Genomic DNA, 20,320 nt, shown 5'->3' with positions numbered 1-20,320 from the left:
AAAATGAAATATGAAACATTTTTAAAAGAATTAATTGTCTTAGTTGGCGGACCAGAAAATATTGATAGTGTTGCACACTGTGTCACGCGCTTGAGATTTCAATTAAAAGATCGTAGTAAAGCCCAAACAGCCGAAATCCAAGAAATGAAACAAGTGATTGACGTTATCGATAATAATGTGGCTTATCAGGTCGTTGTTGGCACACAAGTGAAAGATATTTATCAAGAATTATTACCTATGTTAGGAATAGGGGAAACAACTACAGACGCACCAAAGAAAAAGACTAATCCATTCAAAGCAATTGTCGATGTCGTGAGTGAAACAATGACACCCTTAATCGAACCGATTTTTGTTGCAGGGATTTTGGCAGGCTTTTTATCATTATTTAAATTACTTGGAATTATTCAAGAAGACAGCTCAACGTTTATTGTGTTAAACACAATTAGTACCGCTGCTTTTCAATTTTTACCAGTGTTTATTGCAGCATCGGCAGCTAAACGTCTCAAAGCAAGTCCCTATTTAGCCGTTTTGTTAGCGGTTACGTTATTGTCTGATTCAATTGACGGTGTCAAAGGTCTAAGTATTTTTGGGTTAGGTTTACCACAAATTACGTATTCAAATAGTTTTGTGCCAATCTTTTTAGGTGTTTGGTTTATGGGGATTTTAACTGAGCGCTTTAAAAAATGGATACCTGATGCCTTGCAATATTTTTTAAATCCATTACTAATTATGCTGATTACCTTACCGGTGACATTATTGATTTTTGGACCATTAGGTACATGGATTGGTGATGCGTTGTTCTTCGTTTGTGATATTTTACAAAATACAGTTGGTTCATGGGCTGTAACAGCCTTATATGCCGCTTGCCAACCATTCTTAATTTTACTGGGTGCTGGTAATTTCGTTATGCCAGTTATTATGCAAATGTTAAGCGAGCAAGGTTATGATAGCATCTTTTTACATGCTTCAACAATTTCAGATATTGCTGTTGCGGGAGCCATGTTTGGTTACTTCCTGCGTGCTCGTCAAGCAAAACAACGTGAATTATTTGGCTCAGTTAGTTTTACTGCATTGATGGGAGTGACGGAACCTGCTGTCTATGGTGTATTCGTAAAATTCCGTCGGCCATTTATTGCTGTAATGATTGGCGGTGGTTTAGGAGGACTAATTGCTGGACTGTTAAAAGTTAAAACTTATGGCTATGTGTGGGGCTTAACTAGTTTGCCTTCTTATTTAGGCAAAACAAATGATACGAAGAACTTTATGGCTATGCTAATCGCAGTAATTGTCGGTTTTGTCGGTGCAGCAGTTGCTTCGTTTATCCTAGGGATTCCATCAGAAGAAAAAGAACTACCTAAAGAAACAACGACTAACAAAACAACACAAAAAGAACGACTACTAACCAAAAATCCTGTTTTTGCAGCAATTAAAGGAACCGTCATCCCTCTAAGTGAAGTAGAAGATGCGGCTTTTTCAACAGAAGCATTAGGTAAAGGTGTTGGAATCGTTCCAACTGATACCGAAGTGGTTGCACCTTTTTCTGGCGAGGTTGTTTCGGTTTTTCCGACAAAGCATGCCATCGGACTTAAAAATGCAGACGGTGTAGAACTATTGATTCATATCGGTATTGACACTGTTTCTTTAAATGGTAAAGGTTTCACTGTCCATGTGACAGAAGGCGAGCACGTTGAACAAGGACAATCATTAGTCACCGTTGATTTTGATTACATTCGCCAACAGGGACTTTCAGATACTGTTATTTGTGTAATTACCAATACGAATGAATTTTTAGATGTTATCGGAACTACAGGAGAATGTGCTTCGTATGATCAAGAAATGCTAAATATCGTGGTATAAAAAGGAGAGACCTATCATGAAAAAAGAAAAATTTTTATGGGGCGGCAGTATCGCCGCTCATCAATTAGAAGGGGCTTATCAAGAAGGCAGCAAAGGCTTAGCAATCATGGATCTGGTTACAGCGGGTGCCGTAGATCAGCCGCGAGAAATCACCCAGGCCATTGAGGCAGACAAGTATTATCCTTCGCATACTGGCATTGATTTTTACCATCGCTATCGGGAAGATATCGCCTTATTTGCAGAAATGGGTTTTACGTCACTCCGCATTTCCATTGATTGGTCACGAATTTTTCCAAAAGGAGATGAAGCCGAACCGAATGAAGAAGGTTTGTTTTTCTATCATCAAATCATTGATGAATTACTCAGTCAGGGAATCGAACCAATTGTCACTTTGTATCATTTTGAAATGCCAGTTCATTTAGTCAAACAATATGGTTCATGGAAAAATCGGAAAGTTATTGATTATTATTTGCATTACTGTCAGACTGTTTTTGAAGCGTTTAAAGAGAAGGTTACTTATTGGTCTACGTTTAACGAAATGAATCACCTCGATCCGACCTCAAACGCTTCTGAACCTTTCACCTATATTTTGACAGGTTTAGAATACGATAAAATCCAACATCGATCACAAGTGTTAGCTGAAATTGGCTATAATATGACACTTGCCGGAGTTAAAGCCGTTCAATTAGGCCATGCAATTAATCCTGATTTCCAAATTGGTTGTGTTTTTGGTTTGACACCAGCCTATGCGAAAGATTGCCATCCAACGAATGCATTAAACTCATTAAAACAAACAACTCGTGATTTTTATCAGATAGATGCAATGTGCAATGGAGCCTTTCCACTTTATAAACAAAAGGAATATGAGAAACTTGGACTCCACATTACTATTTCGCCCGAAGATCAGGAAGCATTTTCTGAAGGTAAAATTGATTGGATTGGTTTAAACTATTATGCTAGCGAAGTTGCAAAATTTGAAGGAGACGACGACGCTGAAGGTTCTCTATGGGGTGGCACTCAAAATCCTCACTTGGAAGTTTCTAAATGGGGTTGGGCAATAGATCCTATGGGTATTCGTTATTTATTAAATATGCTTTACCAACGTTATGGGATACCAATTATGATAACGGAAAATGGCTTAGGAGCGGTTGATGTTTTTGAAGATGGAACTGTGCACGACACCTATCGTATTCATTATTTACAACAACATATTGAGCAAGTCCAAAAAGCCATGACAGAAGATTTTATTGAGGTAATTGGTTATTTAACTTGGGCACCGATTGATTTAGTCAGTGCCACAACAGGTGAAATGAAAAAACGTTATGGCTTTATTTACGTAGATAAACACGACGATGGTACAGGAACATTAGACCGTTATCGGAAAGATTCTTTTTATTGGTATCAACAATTAATTAGAGATTATCCGCAAGGTTGTTAAAAAGAAGAAACAAATCATTTTAAATCTAAATACACCTAACTAAACAAAAGAACAGCAAGAAGTAGTTATCACTTCTTGCTGTTCTTTTTCTTAATAAAAAACCAATGATTTTCGGTTGTATTTGTCTATCCGTTTGTAGTATGATTGAATCAGTTTTAAAGGAAACATGCCAAGTATGGAAGACCATACTTGACACGCATTGACTAATTAAACATGGGGAACGTTGCCATAAGTTGATGTTCCAGTCAATAATGCAAGTAAATCAAACATAGCATGTACCTCCTTTAATTGATAATCAAAGTATAACATTTTTTAATGAATTTACATAATAATACAAGTGGAGGTCTGTTCGTGAAGGTAGCAGGAGACAAAATAAAACAAGCGAGAAAACTTAAAAAAATCACACAATCAGAGCTGGCTAACGGCATCTGTACGCAAGCAACAATTAGTAATATTGAAAACCGTAATCTATGTGACAGTTTAGATATTTTCTCATCTATTTGCCTCCGATTAGATTTAGAAGTAGAAGAATGTATGATGATTTCTGAAGAAAAGAAAATTGAAAATCTACTAAACAAAGTCGAGGATTTATCTTTACGGTTATTTCACTTAGAGGCCTACAATTTATTACAAGAAGTGCCTGAAGGTCTTATCTTATCTAATAATGAACTAACGACTAAATTGTTATATTATAAGGGAATTACTTGTTTATTAGGAAAAAAAGATAAAGCAGAGGCCTTGTTTTACCTATACCGGGGCGCGGAAATTGACCGTAAAGTCAATATTTACAACATTTTAAGCCTGAATGCGCTAGGTACGCTATATGAACTGGAAAAAGATATGAGAAAAGCGCAAGTGTATTACGAAAAATCATTACAAGAATTGGAACAATTTAAATTAGAATGTTCCTTGGAGCGTTGTAGAATTTATTATAATTCTGCTAAATTCTACTCGGAAATGAAAGACTACCAAAAAAGTGTCATTTTAAGCGAAAAAGGGATTCAGATTTGTCGTGACAAACACTCCATTTATTTGCTAGATTATCTTTTATATGAAAAAGCCTTTAACAAACAAATGCTCGGGGAAGACACAGCCGATGACTATCGTCAAGCCTATTATTTTACACAATTTTTTGGCAATACAGAAGTCCTACAATATATTGAGAAAGATATGAAAGCTTTTAATATTTCCTATTAATTTAATCAAAAAGCCGATAAAAGCTGAAAACCCAGTTTTTATCGGCTTTTTGAAAAGTCTAGGCAAGTTACTTTTAAAAATCAGCAGTCACGGTTACGATAAGCAAGACGAAGTATTTAGGAGGATTTAAAAATGAAAAGAGTAATGTGGTTTAGACGTGATTTACGATTACAGGATAATAAAGCATTAGCACACGCGTTACAAAATTCTGCAGCTGATGAATTGATTTTATTATTCCAAATGAATCCTCAACAATTTATTCAAGAAAGTGCTAATCATAACGCTTTTTTTGCAAGTTTAGCCTCGTTTAAAGAACGAATCGATCAAGAGGCACATTTACAAATCATGGTCGGCGAGCCGTTAGGTTTATTTTCACGTTTGAAACGCAAATTACCCGATTGGCAGGCCATTTATTTTAATGAAGATACTTGTGGCTTTGGGGCAAAGCGGGACCAGCAAGCTATGCGCTTTTTTGAAGAAAATAATATTCAGTCTTTCTCTTTTCAAGATGCCTATTTGCATGGCTCTGAAGAAATTAAGAAGAACGATGGTAGCAAGTACCAAGTGTTTACGCCCTATTACAATAAATGGAAAGAGGCGCCTAAAGAAACCCCGATTCCTGTTTCCTATACAGCTGAAAAAATTTTTAGTGCGTGTCTTTTTCCAGAAGAGGAAGCAGCATATGGGGAACAGATTGCAAGAATTCCTTTAACACACTATAGTGTCGGCGAAGAAACAGCCAGAAGGCGCTTAAATACTTTTATTGATCAAAAACTTCAATCCTATGAAAATAAGCGTGATTTCCCTTATCAGGATCAAACGAGTCATCTGTCTACTTTTTTAAGAACGGGAGAACTTTCGATTCGCACTATTTGGCAAGAGCTTGCATCTGCGCCTTCTAGCTTAAGTAAAGAAACCTTCAAAAAAGAATTAGCTTGGCGTGACTTTTACAATATGATCTATAGTGCGTTTCCACAACAAAAAGAGGAAGCTATTCAAGAAAAATTTCGTTATATTCAATGGACAAATGACCCAGAAATGTTTGCCAAGTGGCAAAAAGGGGAGACGGGGTACCCTATAATTGATGCCGCAATGCGACAACTGAATCAAACTGGTTGGATGCACAATCGCTTAAGAATGATCACTGCCTCTTTTTTAGTTAAAAATTTACACATCGATTGGCGTTGGGGTGAAAAATACTTTCAAAAAATGTTGATTGATTATGATGCCGCCAATAATATCGGTGGCTGGCAATGGGCTGCTTCGACAGGAACGGACGCTGTCCCGTATTTTCGGATTTTTAATCCAATTATCCAGTCAAAAAAATTTGATAATGACGGCCAGTTCATCAAAAAATATGTTCCAGAACTTAAACAAGTGCCACAAAAGTATATTCATCAACCAAATCTAATGAACGAAGCCTTACAAACGCAATATCATGTACATTTAGGAGAAAATTATCCAAAACCCATTGTCGATTATGCATCAAGTAAAAAACAAACATTATTTCTATATGAAGCGAGCAAAGAAATTCATCAAGAAATGAACAATCCAAGGTTTCAATAAACAGTAAACCCAACTAGCTTAGCAAACAACTGTAAGGTTAGTTGGGTGAATTGATTGGTCGAAAGAGAAGTGGCAAGTTATCGGCTAAAGTTTTTTATTTATTCTAGTTTACATAATATACATTATACAAAGTAGAATAAAAAGCATTGAAAAGCAAACAAAACCAGTCCTTAGTTTATCTAGACTGGTTTTGTCACGTACGTTATATAAATTATGCTTGTTGCTTGATGGCTTGTGCGACGCGTGCTCCATATTCTGGATTTACTCTAGTGAACAAATCAATTTGACGCGCGATGATTTCTTGATTTTTCACTTGACCTAAAGATGCCGCTATATTGTTAATTAAGTTTTCTTTTTCTTCGCTTGGCAGCAAATTATACAAAGTGTTTGCTTGTGTAAAGTGATCTTGATTATAGCTATAATTACCAACATTTCCCTCAACTTCAAAGGAACTAATTTTCGCCGTAGGATCTTCTTTTGGTGTTTCAGTATAACTATTTGGTTCGTAATTAATTTCGCTATTGCCATTGTCAAAACGCATATTGCCGTCTTTTTGGTAGTTATTTACAGGCGCTTTTGCTTGGTTGATTGGCAATTGGTGACTATTAGCGCCCACACGATGACGATGTGCATCCCCATAAGCGAACAAACGTCCTTGCAATAATTTATCTGGAGAAGCTTCAATACCAGGAACGAAATTCCCTGGTGAAAAGGTTACTTGTTCAACCTCTGCAAAATAATTCTCTGGATTTCTATTTAAAGTCATCGTGCCAACTTCAATCAGCGGATACTCTTTTTGAGAAACCGTTTTTGTTACATCAAAAAGTGTTTCTTTCATTGTTAACGCATCTGCATACGGGATAATTTGCACAGATAATGTCCAAGAAGGAAATTCTTGATTTTCAATAGCATTATGCAAATCTTCAATATGGAAATCTGGGTTTTTCCCAGCAATTTCTTCTGCTAATTGACTCTCTAGATTTTTGATTCCTTGATTCGTCTTGAAGTGATATTTAACAAAAAATACTTCTCCAGCAGCATTGACCCATTTGAATGTATGGCTACCAAAACCATGCATGTGACGGAACGACAACGGAATGCCACGATCACTCATTAAAATTGTTACTTGATGAAGGCTTTCTGGTGAATGAGACCAAAAATCCCAAACTGCTTCTGGACTTTTCAAATGCGTCCGCGGATTTCTTTTTTGGCTATGAATAAAATCTGGAAACTTAATTGCATCACGAATGAAAAAAATGGGCGTATTATTGCCAACTAAGTCGTAATTTCCTTCGTCTGTATAGAATTTAAGCGCAAAACCGCGAGGATCACGCAATGTATCTGATGAACCTAATTCTCCAGCTACAGTTGAAAAACGAGCGAATAAAGGTGTTTCTTTGCCAACTTCAGATAAAAAATCGGCTTTAGTATATTGTGCCATTGATTGGCTCACCTTGAAAATCCCATGAGCACCAGCACCTTTGGCATGAACAACCCGTTCTGGCACGCGCTCACGATTAAAATGAGCTAATTTTTCTAATAAATGAACGTCTTGGATTAGGACAGGACCAAATTCTCCTGCAGTTAGCGAATTTTGATTATCGCCAACTGGACTTCCTTGTGACGTAGTTAAATGTTGATTTTTCACCTAAAACACTCCTTCATCTAAAATTATACTCATTGTATAAAAAAAACACTCTGCATAACAAAAATAATGCTTAAAAACACTCGAAAACATTTGTTATTTAATAGAATGATTAAAAATAGCAGTAGAATTTATTAACTTTAAACTGTTTACGCCACCAAAAATAACAACCAATAATTCAAAGAAAACTAAAATGCTGTTTTTTTATTCAAAAAAGACCTAGCATCCCAATCATGCTAGGTCTTTCGTTACTTTTTTTGAGCGACCGTTTTTATTGGTCATTCAGCGTTATTGATTAATCGCAACAGTCGTGTCTTCAATCGATAGACCTGTCATAGAGGTGCTATCGGAAAATATTTTTTCAACTTCTTGTTCTGATAAAATATTTTCTTTCTTAGGCATTGAAATCGTCGCTTTTTTGGCTTTTTGTGTAATGCTAATTTTACTAGATAATGATTCAAGTCCCATATCAACGTTCTTGTCTTGCTGCGGTTTCACATTAATCAACATATTTGTTTTATTTTCTTTTGTATTAACAGAAACTTTGGCAGAAACATCTTTGACTTTCTCGAAAGGATCTTGTTCTTTACCTTTTTCAGATGTTTCTGTCGTAATTTTGATTAACTTTTGTAATTCTTTTTTTGTAAACGTATGGGTAATGGTGTCCCCTTTTTTCTCGAACGTATCCTTGTCTAATCCTTCTAAAAACTCTTTGTATTCTTCCATCGTTTGCTTAAGGTCTTCTTCAGATTCTTGAGTCTCTTTAATTGTATCTTGCCATTCTTTCGCGCTTTCCTCGTTCATGGCTAAAAGATCAATGTATTTTCCTTTTAGTTTTTCTGTATCTAACTGAGAACTATCAATAGCACCGTCAGTCATTGAGTCTGCGACAGCGACAATATATTCCATCATATCTGTTGCTAAATAGAGTTTTGGCTCTTTGCCCTCGTTATTTAATGATCCAACCAATGAAATCGGTACATCCATGCCCATCGCTTTTAATTTCATCTCTAAGTTGAATGCTTTTTCTTTTTTGGCATCTACTTGAATCTTCCCAGAAAGCGATGCGTCTTTGATTTGCGTGATGAGCATCCCGATCATAGGATTCGTTTGTGCACCATCTTCTTGTGAAAATTTCATGTCACTAATTGACATAGAGAAATCCCAAACCCCAGATTCTTGTGCGTTTTGATTGCCGATTCCTTGAATGAACTCATCTTTCGCACTTTTGCCACAACCTGTCAGTAACAAAGCTGAACAGAAAACGCCTACGACAATCCCCACTTTTCTTTTTAACACACTTTTTCCCCCTCATTATATAAAAAATTAATTCCCTTTTATTAAGAATAGCAAACATTGCTTATAAATAGCAATGTTTAATTTTAGATTTCCTCTCTTTTAATAAATGGGATTGATTTAATCTTTTAGGTTTGAATCATTAAGCTGTATTATTTTTAAAATAAAATTGCTTTTCGCCAAAAAATACTGGGAAAAGTTCTGCTAAACTGCCAGCTAAAGGACCTTCTCGCAATTCTTTTTCAGTGACCCAAAACAAGGGTTGTTCCGTTTCTTCTGGTAGTTCATCCGCTGTTTCTGCAATGAATAATGTGGCTAATTCCCGCGCACCTGAACAATCATTCAGCCATTCTGCAACACCTACTAATTGTGGCTTCAGCACTAATCCTGTTTCTTCAAGGAGTTCGCGAACCATGGCTGTTTCCATGCCCTCGTTTTTTTCAACATGTCCGCCAGGGAACGTCCAACCAGGCCAATCCTTTTTTTGTCGTTCTTGCACAAGGATTTCATTTTTCTGATTTCTAATCATACATAATGTTGTTAATTCTACTTCAAAATTCCGATTCATTTGGCACCTCATCATTTTTTCCTTTGTTAAGGTTACGATACAGAAAAACAGAGAAAGATTCAACTAAGAATTTTCTCTGTTTTATCATCTAGCTCTTTAATAAGTCGTATTGCGATTGATATAAATGATGATATAACGCATGTTTTGCCATTAGTTGATCATGAGATCCTTCTTCCACAATACGACCACCATCAATATAGAAAATTTTATCGCTATTTTTGATGGTAGAAAGTCGATGAGCAATAATAAACGATGTCCGTCCTTTCAGAAGTTGTTGTAGTCCTTCTTGTAACAATTCTTCTGTTTTTGTATCAATACTGGAGGTTGCTTCGTCTAAAATTAAAATTTTGGGATCTGCCAGTAAAGCACGAGCAAATGAAATTAATTGGCGTTGTCCTGCCGAGAGTGTACTACCCCGCTCTTCCACAACTGTTTCATAGCCATCTTTTAAATCCTTGATAAAGTCGTGCGCACGAACAATTTTTGCGGCTTGGATGACTTCTTCCTCTGTGGCTGCTAAATTTCCGTACCGAATGTTTTCAATAATCGTTCCTGAAAAAATAAACGTATCTTGAAGCATTACCCCCATTTGTTTTCTTAACGAACGGAGTGTCACATCGCGAACATCATAACCATCAATTTTAACGGCCCCTTCATTCACATCATAAAAACGACTTAACAAATTGATGATTGTTGTTTTACCCGCACCTGTTGGCCCAACCAAGGCGATTGTTTGTCCTGGCTCAATATGAAAACTAACATCGGTCAAAATATTTTTTCCTTCTTCATAACGGAAATAAACATGCTGAAAGTCGACGGTTCCTTTAATTGGCGGCAACTCAATAGCGTGCGGCGCATCTTGAATTTCTGGAACAACATCCATCGTTTCAAAAATCCTTTCCAAATAGGCAGTTGCAGTAATCAGAGAATTGTAGAAGTTACCAATATTGATGACTGGATTCCAAAAGTTATTGATATAACCGATAAAAGCAATTAGCGTCCCAGTGGTAACGGACACACCTAATTGACGGATTCCTACGAAATAGATAAAACAAGTCGTAATGACGGATATATTTTGCACTGCTGGCCATAATAAATACTGGACACGCACAGCTTTCATAAAGGATTGACGATATTCTTCGCTTACCTCGTTAAAAATCTGGAAATTTTCATCTTCTCGTGCAAAAGATTGTGTAATTTTAATTCCTGAAATACTTTCATGAATATAGGCATTTAAGTTTGATTGTTTATTGCTAAGCTCTTGGTAAGCTTTCCGTTGTTTCCCTTGGATAAATAGAACCATCACGAACAACACAGGCAATAGCAGCAAACTGTATAAGGTTAATTTCACATCAATAAATAACATGAAGATTAAGGTGATAATCACATTAAATAAATCAGAAATTAAATTGATCAATCCGTTACTTAATAAATCACTTAACGTATTGATGTAATTGACCACCCGAATTAAGATTTTTCCATGCGGCCGACTGTCAAAGTAAGAAAATGGTAATTTTTGTAGATGCTCAAAAATTGAAAAACGCATATCTTTTAAAATATCTTGTCCAATTTCTGTGATGGCATATATCCGATAACGCATACACCAACCAATAATCACCAAGGAAAATAGGAAAATAGCCCCTAGTATCAAGAGTAACGAGAGATTCTTTTGTGGAATTACTTGGTCAATCGCAATTTTAGTAAAGTAAGGGCCTAACATACTTGCCAGATTAGCTAATATGATGACAAATAATGTTTTAAAAACAGCTTTTTTGTAAGGCTTAATATAGGCGCCTAATCGTTTATAATGAGACCAATTAAATTCTTTTTCTAAAGTCTCATCCACATCAAACGTATTTCTAGCCACGCGACTCACCTTCCTTTGTCAGACCTAATTGTTTTTGATATACGTCAAAATATTTGCCTTTTTGTTCGACTAATTCGCTATGCGTACCGCTTTCCACCACACGGCCTTTTTCCATCATCAAAATTAAATTGGCCTCTCTCACAGAAGAAATTCGGTGGGCGATAATAAATGTCGTTTTCTTTTCCGTCAAACGACCTAGTTCTTTTTGAATTTTTGATTCTGTTTCCATATCAACAGCGGAAGTTGTGTCATCTAAAATTAAAATTGCTGGATCTTTGGTTAAAGCACGGGCCAGTGAAATCCGCTGTTTTTGGCCACCAGATAGGCCAACGCCGCGTTCACCAACAATTGTTGCATAACCTTCGGGCATTCTGGAAATAAAGCTATGGGCATCAGCAATTTCAGCCATCATTTGCACTTGTTCCAAGTTAGCCAATGTGTTACCAAAAGCAATGTTATCTTCTATCGTATTGGAAAAAAGAAAGACATCTTGCATAACCATGGAGATATTTTCTCGCAATTTACGAACAGAATAGCTTTTAGCATCTTTTCCATCAATATAAACAGTGCCTTTGGTTGGATCGTAAAACCGAGCGATTAAGTTAACTAAAGTGGTTTTGCCTGAACCAGTTTCCCCTAAAATACCAATTGTTTCACCAGGTTTTGCTGAAAATGAAACATCCGATAAAATGGGGGTTTCTGGATCATCTGAAAAATGAAAGGACACGTGATCAAACGTCACATAGCCTTGGATCGGTTCTGCTTCTTTTTCCCGAGCAATGGGAATCTTCGGTTTCGTTGCTAATAACTGACGAATTTTAATAGATGATGCCGTAAAGCGTTGCACATCATTGATCAACCAGCCACTCATTCGCATCGGCATGTTCAACATCCAGAGAAAGCCGTTAAAGGCCACTAAATCACCAATTGTCATCCGACCTTGAATCACAAAGAGGCCACCAAGAACTAAGGCAATAACATTTAAACTACCTGCAAAACCGTCTAACCACGGTAAATATTTTTTAGAGACATCTGCGGAAGCCATATTCCATTTTTTATAGTCTTCATTGTGCTTGTTAAACTTTTCAATTTCATAAGGTTCTTGAGAAAAAGCTTTAACCACCCGATTTCCACCAATATTTTCTTCGACCATCGAATTTAGCCGAGAAAAACTTTCCCGGATCTCAAAAAATACCGGATGTGATTCCTTCGACATTTTTTGTGTTAACAGAAAAATCAAAGGCGTAATTAAAATTAATGCCAGCATCAATTGCCAATTGATCGTCCCCATCACAATCACGGCTGCGATGAACCATAAAATACATTCTAAAAGGTTATAAGTGACCCAAGAAACGAAATGGCGGATAGCGTCTGTATCCCCTGTCATTCGCGCCATAATGTCGCCAACACGTGTATGATTAAAGAAATCAAAATCTAATTCTTGAAGTTTGATATACATATCTTTTCTTAAGTCAAATAACGCAGATTGTCCGACCGATTCAAACAAGACTTGATAACTATAACGAACAACTGTCCGAATAACGGTCACCCCAATCATAATCCCAAGAATTGGGACAAGCTCTTCAGTTTTCCCCTGATTGATTACTTGGTCTACAATTCTGCCAGATAACAATGGAATAATAACAATTAAAATAGCGTTAATAACGACAAAAATAACAGCTAGCAGTAACTTATTCTTATTTTTTTTAGCATATTGCCAAATCCATTCAAAACTATTCATTTTCTCCCCTACTCTCTCTTGTTTTTATGGACGTGTATAAGATTACTGTTTTTTTATAGGAAAAGAAATGGGCATTCTTGTATATTTTGATGTACAATATAGTATAGAAAGCGGATACAAGTAGGAGTGATTTTTTATGAACTACACAAATAGTCGAACGTTTAATCCTGAAATTTTATATGCCTTTGATCCTTGGAACGAAGAGACCCACCCTTATAATTGTCATCATCATGAATTTCTGGAAATATCTATTCTTTTAGAAGGTGAATCTGAATATATTGTTCAAGGGCAACAGTACCATGCCACTGCTGGTACAGTGTTTCTTTTTAATCCGCGAACGGAACATGGTGAGCAACAAAAAGCAGGAACTTACTCACATCAACTACACATTGGTATTTCAAATCTCTATTTAGAAGGCTTAGCGCGAAACGTATTTCCAAATAAATCAGCTTTATTAGATTTAAGTCATTTACATGGTGCTTTTTTAGAAAAAGCTTGGCAAATTGTTCATGAATTAAACCATCAAGAAGTTGAATCAGCGTTACAAATTAAAGCTTTAGTTATTGAACTATTGGTCTATATTTTAAGAAGTTTAGCAGTTGATCAAGAAAATAAAATTGAAACTCGGCTATCGAAAACGGAAAAAAGAAAACGAAATTTAGTCAATCATACGATTTATTATCTGGAAACCCACCATGACGAAGAAATTACTTTGGAACAGTTAGCTGAAATGTTATATGTTACCCCGACTTATTTGTCGAAAACCTTTAAAGCGGCCACAGGCGTTGGGCCAATCAATTATTTAATTCAAATCCGCTTAAACCATGCGAAAGAATTGCTGAAAAATGATTCCTTAAGTGTCAAAGAAGTGGCAAAAACGGTTGGTTACGAAGATGCCTATCATTTTAGTAAATTATTCAAAAAATATTATGGAAAATCCCCTTCACAATTTTAAGATAAAAAAACAAGGAATCGTCGGCTTCATTGCGTCCGTTTCCTTGTTTTTGCTTTACGTTGACTCTTTTAACTGTTTCGTCATTGTATAATCGGTATGGCGTTCATTTCCCATATAAAAATCATGTTCATCTGTTTTGACGAAGCCCAATGATTGATAAAATTTTTGCGCTGGATGATTATGTTCCCAAACACCTAACCAAACCGTCTCTTTTTCTGCTTCTTCCGCTAATTCAATTGCTTTCGTAATCAAATGTTTGCCTAAGCCTAAACGCTTAAAAGATTTACGAATATAAATGCGCTCAACTTGTAACGCTTGTGGATGTTGATAGGTAATCTGAGCATCACCGTGATTTAATTTCACATAACCTGCAAGTTCATTATTATAAAAAGCAAAGAAATATTGCGAATCTTTATGTAAGATTTCGCTTTCTAAAACTGCTGGACTAAATTTCCTCTCATAATGTGCCTGTAAATCCTTTTCGTTTTCGCCATCTCCATAAGTATCTGCAAAAGTCTCTTGGCAAATGGCCTCTAATTCTGGTACGTCTGCGACGGTACACTCTCTAATAAATACTGACATACTAAAACTCCTTTGTAGATTAAATCAACTGTTTAATTAAAATTAAACAAGGATTCCAAGCGTCCCATAATGTCGGAAAAACCTCAAGGCGCTTAAAACCCAATGATTCGTAAAAACGAATAGTATGATATTAACCTGTCTAGCGAATGACGTCAATCTTTTTGCTTTGTTTACATAACAAAATTATTGTATACACAATCCTTTTTATTAAATAATAGCATAGGTAGTTTAAAAATGTAAGTTAGTCATTTATTCTTTATTATTTCCTTAAACCGACTCCTTTTCTCGCTAAATCTGCCCTTCCTTTGTTTTTTTCTGTTAAACTAAACGTATTAAGTCTATGAGGAGCGTGCGTATATGGATTATCTGAACACCTACAAGCGATTGCTAGCATTGGCGGATGCAGGTCTTTTTTACGGGAAAGATGCTTTTGATCAAGAACGTTACCAAGAACTACGAGAACTTACGTTACAACTTATCAGCGCAACCGGACACGAAGCGACTGTCTTGCCCGACTTAGAAAAAATCTTAACTAAAGAAGAAGGTTATCCAACACCGAAAGTAGATGTTCGCGGTTTGATAAAAAAAGAGAATCGTTTTTTATTAGTTGAAGATTTACGGACCAAAGAATGGTCATTACCTGGTGGCTATGCCGAAATTGGCTGCTCTCCTAAAGAAAATATTGAAAAAGAAGTATTGGAAGAAACTGGCTTAGTCGTTACAGCAAAAGAATTGCTTGCTGTTTATGATACAGATAAACGAAAAGACATTCCTCAACTATTTCAGTACTATAAAATGATCTTTTCTTGTGAGATTTTAGAAAATCATCCCTTTGAAAAAAACATTGAAACCTCGAATTGTGCTTATTTTTCTTTAGATAATCTCCCCCCTCTTTCTATCAAACGAACAACGAAAGAGCAATTAATGGCATTAATGAACCAAACAACTGGAGCGCTTAGTGACTAACAAAAAGGATGAAGAGCTTCTGTTCTTCATCCTTTTTCTATTATTAATTACATATTTTCTAAAGCGGCTTGGGCTAATAAGTTTAAGTAGTTCCAAGGGCGATCAAAATGTGGTTGGAAGAAGAAATCAGAAATCGCTAAATCTTCGACAGTCATTTTATTTTGGACCGCTAATGATAAAGTATTGGCAGATTGTGTGATATCATATTTAGACATCAATTGACCACCAACAATGCGTTGTGTTCCTTTTTCATAGACTAATTCCATCAGAACTTTTTCAGTTGTTGGCATAAACTCTGGACGATAGTTATCTTCGAAAACAGTTGCTTCGACATCTAGTCCGTTTAATTTGGCACTTTCTTTTGTCACACCTGTTGAACCAATTTTCCAACCGAATAAATATAAGCCAGAAGTTCCCTGTGTGCCACGATAAGCCAATTTTTGTTCAGTCAAATTACGACCTACTAGCATACCTTGACGAACAGCATTCGTTGCTAATGGGATATAATTTTTTGTTTGACTTGGGTTGTAGTGAACAACTGCACTATCACCCGCAGCAAAAATATCAGGATTGCTTGTTTGCATATACTCATTGACTTCGATTGCACCATTTGGTAACATGTCAACTTTATCTTTTAATAATTCTGTATTTGGACGGAAACCAACACACATAATCACCATATCTGCTTCGAATTCTTGACTTGGTGTAATGACTTTTGCTACTTTTCCTTGCTCATCTGCTACGAATTGTTGGACATTTTCACCTAAAGCTAAATTAACGCCACGATCAACTAATTCTTTTTCTAGAACATCTGTGAATGGCTTATCTAAATATTTATTTAAAATGCGATCTAATCCGTCGACTAAAGTGACTTGTTTACCTGATTCTACAAAAGCTTCTACTAATTCAATACCAATATAACCGCCACCAACGACAACGACACGTTTGGCATCTTTCGCTTTTTCGATGATCACGTTGGCTTGTGAATAGTTTTTACATAATAAAATATTTTCAGCATCAATTCCTGGAATTGGTGGAATAATTGGCCAAGAACCAGTTGTCATCACTAATTTATCATAAGAAACGGTCTCAGTTGCGCCCGTTTGTAAGTTTTTCGCTGTAACAGTTTTGTCGTCCACGTTGATTTCTTCAACATTGTGTTCCATCTTCACTGTTGCTCCTAAAGAAGCCAGTTCTTCTGGATTTGAATAAAATAAATCAGCAGCATTTTTAACTACGCCTCCAACGTACAAGGCAATTCCGCAAGATAGGAAGGAAATATTGTCATTTCTTTCATATACAGTGACTTCCGCCTCCGGGTGATTTGCTAAAATACTTTTAACTGCTGAAGTTCCAGCATGGGTACATCCTACGACTACGACTTTCATGTTGTAAATCCCTTCTTTCACAATCTTTGTTTTGCAGAGGTGACGTCTCCCTCTGTCTGTTTAAAATATATCAGAGGAATCAAGCTTATTCGAGTTCTATGCTTGTGAATCGCATATAAAAAAATTCACAAACTGTTGCTAATTCTTAATAATAGCTAGTTAATTTTTTGTTTTTAAGAATTTAAAAGTCAATAACCACACAAAAAAACAAGCATAAGAGTGAAAACTCTTACGCTTGTGAAATTTGCCTAGACAAGTGACTTATCTTTTGATAAATTTTTAACAGTATGTAATTTTTTACACATTCTCCTGTTGTGCTTGTTGGCAATCTGGACATAATCCATATAATTCTAAACGATGTTCATTAATTTCGAAGCCTGTTAATTTACTAGCGGCCATTTCAACGTCCTCTAACCCTGGATAATGAAAATCAACGATTTTACCACATTTTTGACAAATCACGTGATAATGTTTCTTCGAACTAAAATCAAAACGACTAGATGCATCGCCATAACTCATTTCTTGAACGAAACCGATTTCAGTAAATAAACGTAGATTGTTGTAAACCGTTGCTACACTCATATTTGGAAAATGATCTTCTAGTGCGCGATAAATTTCATCAGCTGTTGGGTGTGTATGATTTTCGATTAAATATTCCAAGATAGCATAACGTTGCGGAGTAATTCGGATATTGGCTTCTTTTAATTCAGCAAGTGCATTTTTAACCAATACGTTGTCCATCTTTGTATCCCTCCCCTGTCTATCTTTCTTAAATAATACTATTTCTTATTACGATTGACAAGAATTATTGTAGGATTCTCGTGGAAAAAACGAGCATTTTACTAAACTAAGAGAAATGCTCGTTTTTTGGCGTGTTTTTTATTCTGGAAATTCGTAAAGAGCTGTCGAAAGATAACGTTCACCGTTATCTGGAACCAGCGCTAAGACACGTTTGCCTGCGCCTAATTCGACTGCCAAATCAATGGCAGCTTTAATTGCTGCCCCTGCTGAAATCCCCACAAGGATGCCTTCTTTTGGCCCCATTAAACGAGCAGTTTCTAATGCGTCTTCACTAGAAACAGCGGCAACTTTTTGATAAACGGTGGTGTCTAAAACTTCTGGGACAAAACCAGCGCCTATTCCTTGGATTTTATGTGGACCTGGTTCGCCACCTTCTAAAACAGGCGACTCCGTTGGTTCTACTGCAACAATTTCAATATCTGGAAAAATCCGTTTCAATTCATGGCCAACTCCTGTAACGGTTCCTCCAGTGCCAACACCAGAAACAAACGCATCTAAGCCACGTTTACCAAAGACATCAACAATTTCTTTTCCTGTTTTTTGTTCATGTACCATTGGATTAGCTGGATTATTAAATTGCAAAGGCATGAAGTACCCGTGTTCTTCTGCTAATGCTGTAGCTTTTGCAATTGCCCCTTTCATTCCTTCGGCACCAGGGGTTAATAATAGATCAGCCCCATATGCTTGCATTAATTTGCGGCGTTCAATACTCATAGTATCTGGCATCACAATCTTAACTGGATATCCCAACGCAGCACCTACCATTGCTAACCCAATGCCTGTATTACCACTAGTCGGCTCAATAATCGTTTGTCCAGGTTTTAGGCGACCATCTGCTTCGGCTTGTTGGATCATGCTTAAAGCAATTCGATCTTTCACACTGCCACCAGGATTAAAGAACTCTAGTTTAACAAAAACATCTGCAGCTCCTTCTGGTACCATCCGTTTTAATTTCACAACTGGGCTTTGACCAATTAACTCTGTTACTGATTTTACATAACCTTTAGTCATAATCCTACATCCTCCAATTTTACAAACAATATAATAATTCTTTCTCTAAGCATAGCTCAAAAAAACGATTTCTACCAGAAAAACGAATTTTAGTTTGTGAAAAATTAAATAAAAAAACGGATTATGCTCATCAAATAATTGCTGCTAGCCCTACCTATTTTCACGATAAAAGACCTTACAAAAACTGCCGCTTTTGTAAGGTCCTTCTTCAACTAAATAATTGCAAAATTAACCGATTTGGATGGTTTGACCCACCGATAAAACAGAATCCAATGTTAATCCATTTAGTGACATTAAATTATCAACTGTCGTTCCAAAACGTGCAGCAATGTCCCACAATGTGTCGCCGTTTGCGACAGTGTAACTTTGACTAGCTACAGTTTCTGCTGTTGCTGTTGCAGAAGCCGCTGTATCGATTGTTGTATCAACGGTTCCCGTTGTATCTGAATAACTAGTGGTTTGAGCGACTGGTGCTCCCCAATCATATTGAGTTAAATTATATGCTTCAATTAACCAATTCAATTTTTCGGCATAGCCTGGATCAGTTGCATAACTTCCAGCTAAAGCGGCTGTTGCATCGCGATAACTGCTAGTATTACTCTTCCAAACGCCTGAATAATGGTATGTATCCCCAAAAGCAGTGGAACGAATAACATTGGCATGATCTTGGAACGATTCCGCATAAGAATTATAACTTCTAAATGCTGCTGTGACGGTCACCCATTGTCCGTCTAAATATTCTTTTGTTGGCATATAAACAGATTGTCCATTATAACTTCCTTTTACACCAAACAAGTTATAGTTCGGTGCAGATGCTAACCCAGAACTACCATAACTACTTTCTAGCAACGCTTGAGCAATCATGACGGAAGCATACATATCATTGCTATTGGCAACGGCTGCTGCTGAATTTCCGATTTCATTAATAAATGTTTGCTGGCTTGATTCTGCTTGGGCAGGTACCGCAGCACCAACCACAGGTGCTAAAATCATTGAAGTCCCCGCAACGGCGGTAGCACGTTTATAAGCTTTTTGCTTTTTAAGAGCTTTTTGAATATGTTTACTACTTCTTGTTAACTGTTCGCTCATTCATTTTTCCTCCTCACTGTCTCACTTTTCTATTTTACCGTTAATTTCCTATTGAAACAAGAAATAAACGTATTAAATTTTGAGTTTTAAAATTTCTGTAATGTAATTGAAATCTTGTTTGTATTTAATTAACCCTCTTCACACTTGTGAAAACAACCACTTCTTCTTTTCAATTTGATGAGATTTTTGTTATTTATCCTCTTACTTTTCTTTATTTATTGTGATAAAATTTTTAATGGACTTGTCACTTTTTGAACAAACTTTATAAGAGAAGTCTGTTTTTGTAATCAAAACAACTATTGCCGAGTAGTTGTTGTATTACAAAATGAATTACATAGAAATGTAGGTGGTTA

General features: G+C 36.3%; 16 protein-coding genes and 1 pseudogene. 6 read left to right on the top strand and 11 right to left on the bottom strand.

Features of this window, described 5'->3' with window-relative positions:
• The first annotated feature begins 3 nt into the window (after positions 1–3).
• The 4 genes from IGJ03_RS06345 to IGJ03_RS06330 all read left to right on the top strand — a co-directional run bounded on the left by IGJ03_RS06345 (position 4) and on the right by IGJ03_RS06330 (position 6,058).
• Positions 4–1,857, top strand: coding sequence for a beta-glucoside-specific PTS transporter subunit IIABC (locus IGJ03_RS06345; protein ID WP_270287370.1), 1,854 nt, complete (start codon positions 4–6; stop codon positions 1,855–1,857).
• A 16-nt stretch (positions 1,858–1,873) separates the two neighbouring features.
• The gene (locus IGJ03_RS06340) at positions 1,874–3,295 is read left to right on the top strand and encodes a family 1 glycosylhydrolase (RefSeq protein WP_375804652.1); all 1,422 of its coding nucleotides are present in this window, start codon (positions 1,874–1,876) and stop codon (positions 3,293–3,295) included.
• 315 nt (positions 3,296–3,610) lie between these two features.
• Positions 3,611–4,492: a helix-turn-helix domain-containing protein gene (locus IGJ03_RS06335; protein WP_002363971.1), complete on the top strand. Its 882-nt coding sequence runs from the start codon at positions 3,611–3,613 to the stop codon at positions 4,490–4,492.
• A gap of 132 nt (positions 4,493–4,624) precedes the next feature.
• Positions 4,625–6,058, top strand: a complete 1,434-nt coding sequence (locus tag IGJ03_RS06330; protein ID WP_429861481.1) for a cryptochrome/photolyase family protein — start codon at positions 4,625–4,627, stop codon at positions 6,056–6,058.
• A gap of 211 nt (positions 6,059–6,269) precedes the next feature.
• Here the strand turns inward: IGJ03_RS06330 and IGJ03_RS06325 are convergent, their stop codons facing one another.
• The 5 genes from IGJ03_RS06325 to IGJ03_RS06305 form a co-directional block, all read right to left on the bottom strand.
• Positions 6,270–7,706 carry a catalase gene (locus IGJ03_RS06325; RefSeq protein WP_375804653.1) on the bottom strand — a complete coding sequence of 479 codons (1,437 nt, stop codon included), beginning with the start codon at positions 7,704–7,706 and terminating at the stop codon, positions 6,270–6,272.
• Between the two features lie 285 nt (positions 7,707–7,991).
• Complete coding sequence (locus IGJ03_RS06320) at positions 7,992–9,002, bottom strand: hypothetical protein (RefSeq protein ID WP_375804654.1); 1,011 nt, start codon at positions 9,000–9,002, stop codon at positions 7,992–7,994.
• A gap of 139 nt (positions 9,003–9,141) precedes the next feature.
• Positions 9,142–9,567, bottom strand: a complete 426-nt coding sequence (locus IGJ03_RS06315) for an 8-oxo-dGTP diphosphatase (RefSeq protein ID WP_002385906.1) — start codon at positions 9,565–9,567, stop codon at positions 9,142–9,144.
• Between the two features lie 88 nt (positions 9,568–9,655).
• On the bottom strand, positions 9,656–11,434 hold the full coding sequence (locus IGJ03_RS06310) for an ABC transporter ATP-binding protein (RefSeq protein ID WP_002360293.1): 1,779 nt from the start codon (positions 11,432–11,434) through the stop codon (positions 9,656–9,658).
• Positions 11,427–13,175, bottom strand: coding sequence for an ABC transporter ATP-binding protein (locus IGJ03_RS06305; protein ID WP_002369380.1), 1,749 nt, complete (start codon positions 13,173–13,175; stop codon positions 11,427–11,429). Before IGJ03_RS06305 ends, IGJ03_RS06310 begins: the two co-directional genes overlap by 8 nt.
• Positions 13,176–13,311: 136 nt before the next feature.
• On the opposite strand from IGJ03_RS06305, the gene IGJ03_RS06300 reads away from it, so the two are divergent.
• Complete coding sequence (locus IGJ03_RS06300) at positions 13,312–14,130, top strand: helix-turn-helix transcriptional regulator (protein ID WP_002357554.1); 819 nt, start codon at positions 13,312–13,314, stop codon at positions 14,128–14,130.
• 54 nt (positions 14,131–14,184) lie between these two features.
• Here IGJ03_RS06300 and IGJ03_RS06295 read toward each other — a convergent pair whose 3' ends face one another.
• Both IGJ03_RS06295 and IGJ03_RS06290 read right to left on the bottom strand, forming a co-directional pair.
• The gene (locus IGJ03_RS06295) at positions 14,185–14,712 is read right to left on the bottom strand and encodes a GNAT family N-acetyltransferase (protein ID WP_002361836.1); all 528 of its coding nucleotides are present in this window, start codon (positions 14,710–14,712) and stop codon (positions 14,185–14,187) included.
• A gap of 19 nt (positions 14,713–14,731) precedes the next feature.
• Positions 14,732–14,836 (bottom strand): annotated as a pseudogene (locus IGJ03_RS06290) (GNAT family N-acetyltransferase); the annotation flags it as partial.
• Positions 14,837–15,069: 233 nt separating this feature from the next.
• On the opposite strand from IGJ03_RS06290, the gene IGJ03_RS06285 reads away from it, so the two are divergent.
• Complete coding sequence (locus IGJ03_RS06285; protein WP_002360295.1) at positions 15,070–15,678, top strand: NUDIX hydrolase N-terminal domain-containing protein; 609 nt, start codon at positions 15,070–15,072, stop codon at positions 15,676–15,678.
• A 47-nt stretch (positions 15,679–15,725) separates the two neighbouring features.
• Here IGJ03_RS06285 and IGJ03_RS06280 read toward each other — a convergent pair whose 3' ends face one another.
• From IGJ03_RS06280 to IGJ03_RS06265, 4 genes are all read right to left on the bottom strand, one after another.
• Positions 15,726–17,066 carry an NADH oxidase gene (locus tag IGJ03_RS06280; RefSeq protein WP_002361833.1) on the bottom strand — a complete coding sequence of 447 codons (1,341 nt, stop codon included), beginning with the start codon at positions 17,064–17,066 and terminating at the stop codon, positions 15,726–15,728.
• A gap of 297 nt (positions 17,067–17,363) precedes the next feature.
• Positions 17,364–17,807, bottom strand: a complete 444-nt coding sequence (locus tag IGJ03_RS06275; protein ID WP_002357560.1) for a Fur family transcriptional regulator — start codon at positions 17,805–17,807, stop codon at positions 17,364–17,366.
• Between the two features lie 138 nt (positions 17,808–17,945).
• Complete coding sequence (cysK, locus tag IGJ03_RS06270) at positions 17,946–18,878, bottom strand: cysteine synthase A (RefSeq protein WP_002357561.1); 933 nt, start codon at positions 18,876–18,878, stop codon at positions 17,946–17,948.
• Positions 18,879–19,106: 228 nt separating this feature from the next.
• Positions 19,107–19,967, bottom strand: coding sequence for a glucosaminidase domain-containing protein (locus tag IGJ03_RS06265; protein WP_353965077.1), 861 nt, complete (start codon positions 19,965–19,967; stop codon positions 19,107–19,109).
• Between the last annotated feature and the right edge of the window lie 353 nt (positions 19,968–20,320).

Origin of the sequence: Enterococcus sp. DIV1315a, from assembly GCF_051712325.1 — a bacterium.
In the GTDB taxonomy this organism is placed as follows: domain Bacteria; phylum Bacillota; class Bacilli; order Lactobacillales; family Enterococcaceae; genus Enterococcus; species Enterococcus faecalis.
The sequence above is the reverse complement of the archived record's forward strand: the minus strand, read 5'-3'. Positions and strand labels throughout refer to the sequence as shown.

Coding starts and splice junctions, on each gene's coding strand:
- IGJ03_RS06295 (WP_002361836.1), bottom strand. CDS start 14,712: ATGTCAGTATTTATTAGAGAGTGTACCGTCGCAGACGTACCAGAATTA.
- IGJ03_RS06330 (WP_429861481.1), top strand. CDS start 4,625: ATGAAAAGAGTAATGTGGTTTAGACGTGATTTACGATTACAGGATAAT.
- IGJ03_RS06305 (WP_002369380.1), bottom strand. CDS start 13,175: ATGAATAGTTTTGAATGGATTTGGCAATATGCTAAAAAAAATAAGAAT.
- IGJ03_RS06315 (WP_002385906.1), bottom strand. CDS start 9,567: ATGAATCGGAATTTTGAAGTAGAATTAACAACATTATGTATGATTAGA.
- cysK (WP_002357561.1), bottom strand. CDS start 18,878: ATGACTAAAGGTTATGTAAAATCAGTAACAGAGTTAATTGGTCAAAGC.
- IGJ03_RS06335 (WP_002363971.1), top strand. CDS start 3,611: ATGAATTTACATAATAATACAAGTGGAGGTCTGTTCGTGAAGGTAGCA.
- IGJ03_RS06345 (WP_270287370.1), top strand. CDS start 4: ATGAAATATGAAACATTTTTAAAAGAATTAATTGTCTTAGTTGGCGGA.
- IGJ03_RS06300 (WP_002357554.1), top strand. CDS start 13,312: ATGAACTACACAAATAGTCGAACGTTTAATCCTGAAATTTTATATGCC.
- IGJ03_RS06265 (WP_353965077.1), bottom strand. CDS start 19,967: ATGAGCGAACAGTTAACAAGAAGTAGTAAACATATTCAAAAAGCTCTT.
- IGJ03_RS06285 (WP_002360295.1), top strand. CDS start 15,070: ATGGATTATCTGAACACCTACAAGCGATTGCTAGCATTGGCGGATGCA.
- IGJ03_RS06275 (WP_002357560.1), bottom strand. CDS start 17,807: ATGGACAACGTATTGGTTAAAAATGCACTTGCTGAATTAAAAGAAGCC.
- IGJ03_RS06340 (WP_375804652.1), top strand. CDS start 1,874: ATGAAAAAAGAAAAATTTTTATGGGGCGGCAGTATCGCCGCTCATCAA.
- IGJ03_RS06280 (WP_002361833.1), bottom strand. CDS start 17,066: ATGAAAGTCGTAGTCGTAGGATGTACCCATGCTGGAACTTCAGCAGTT.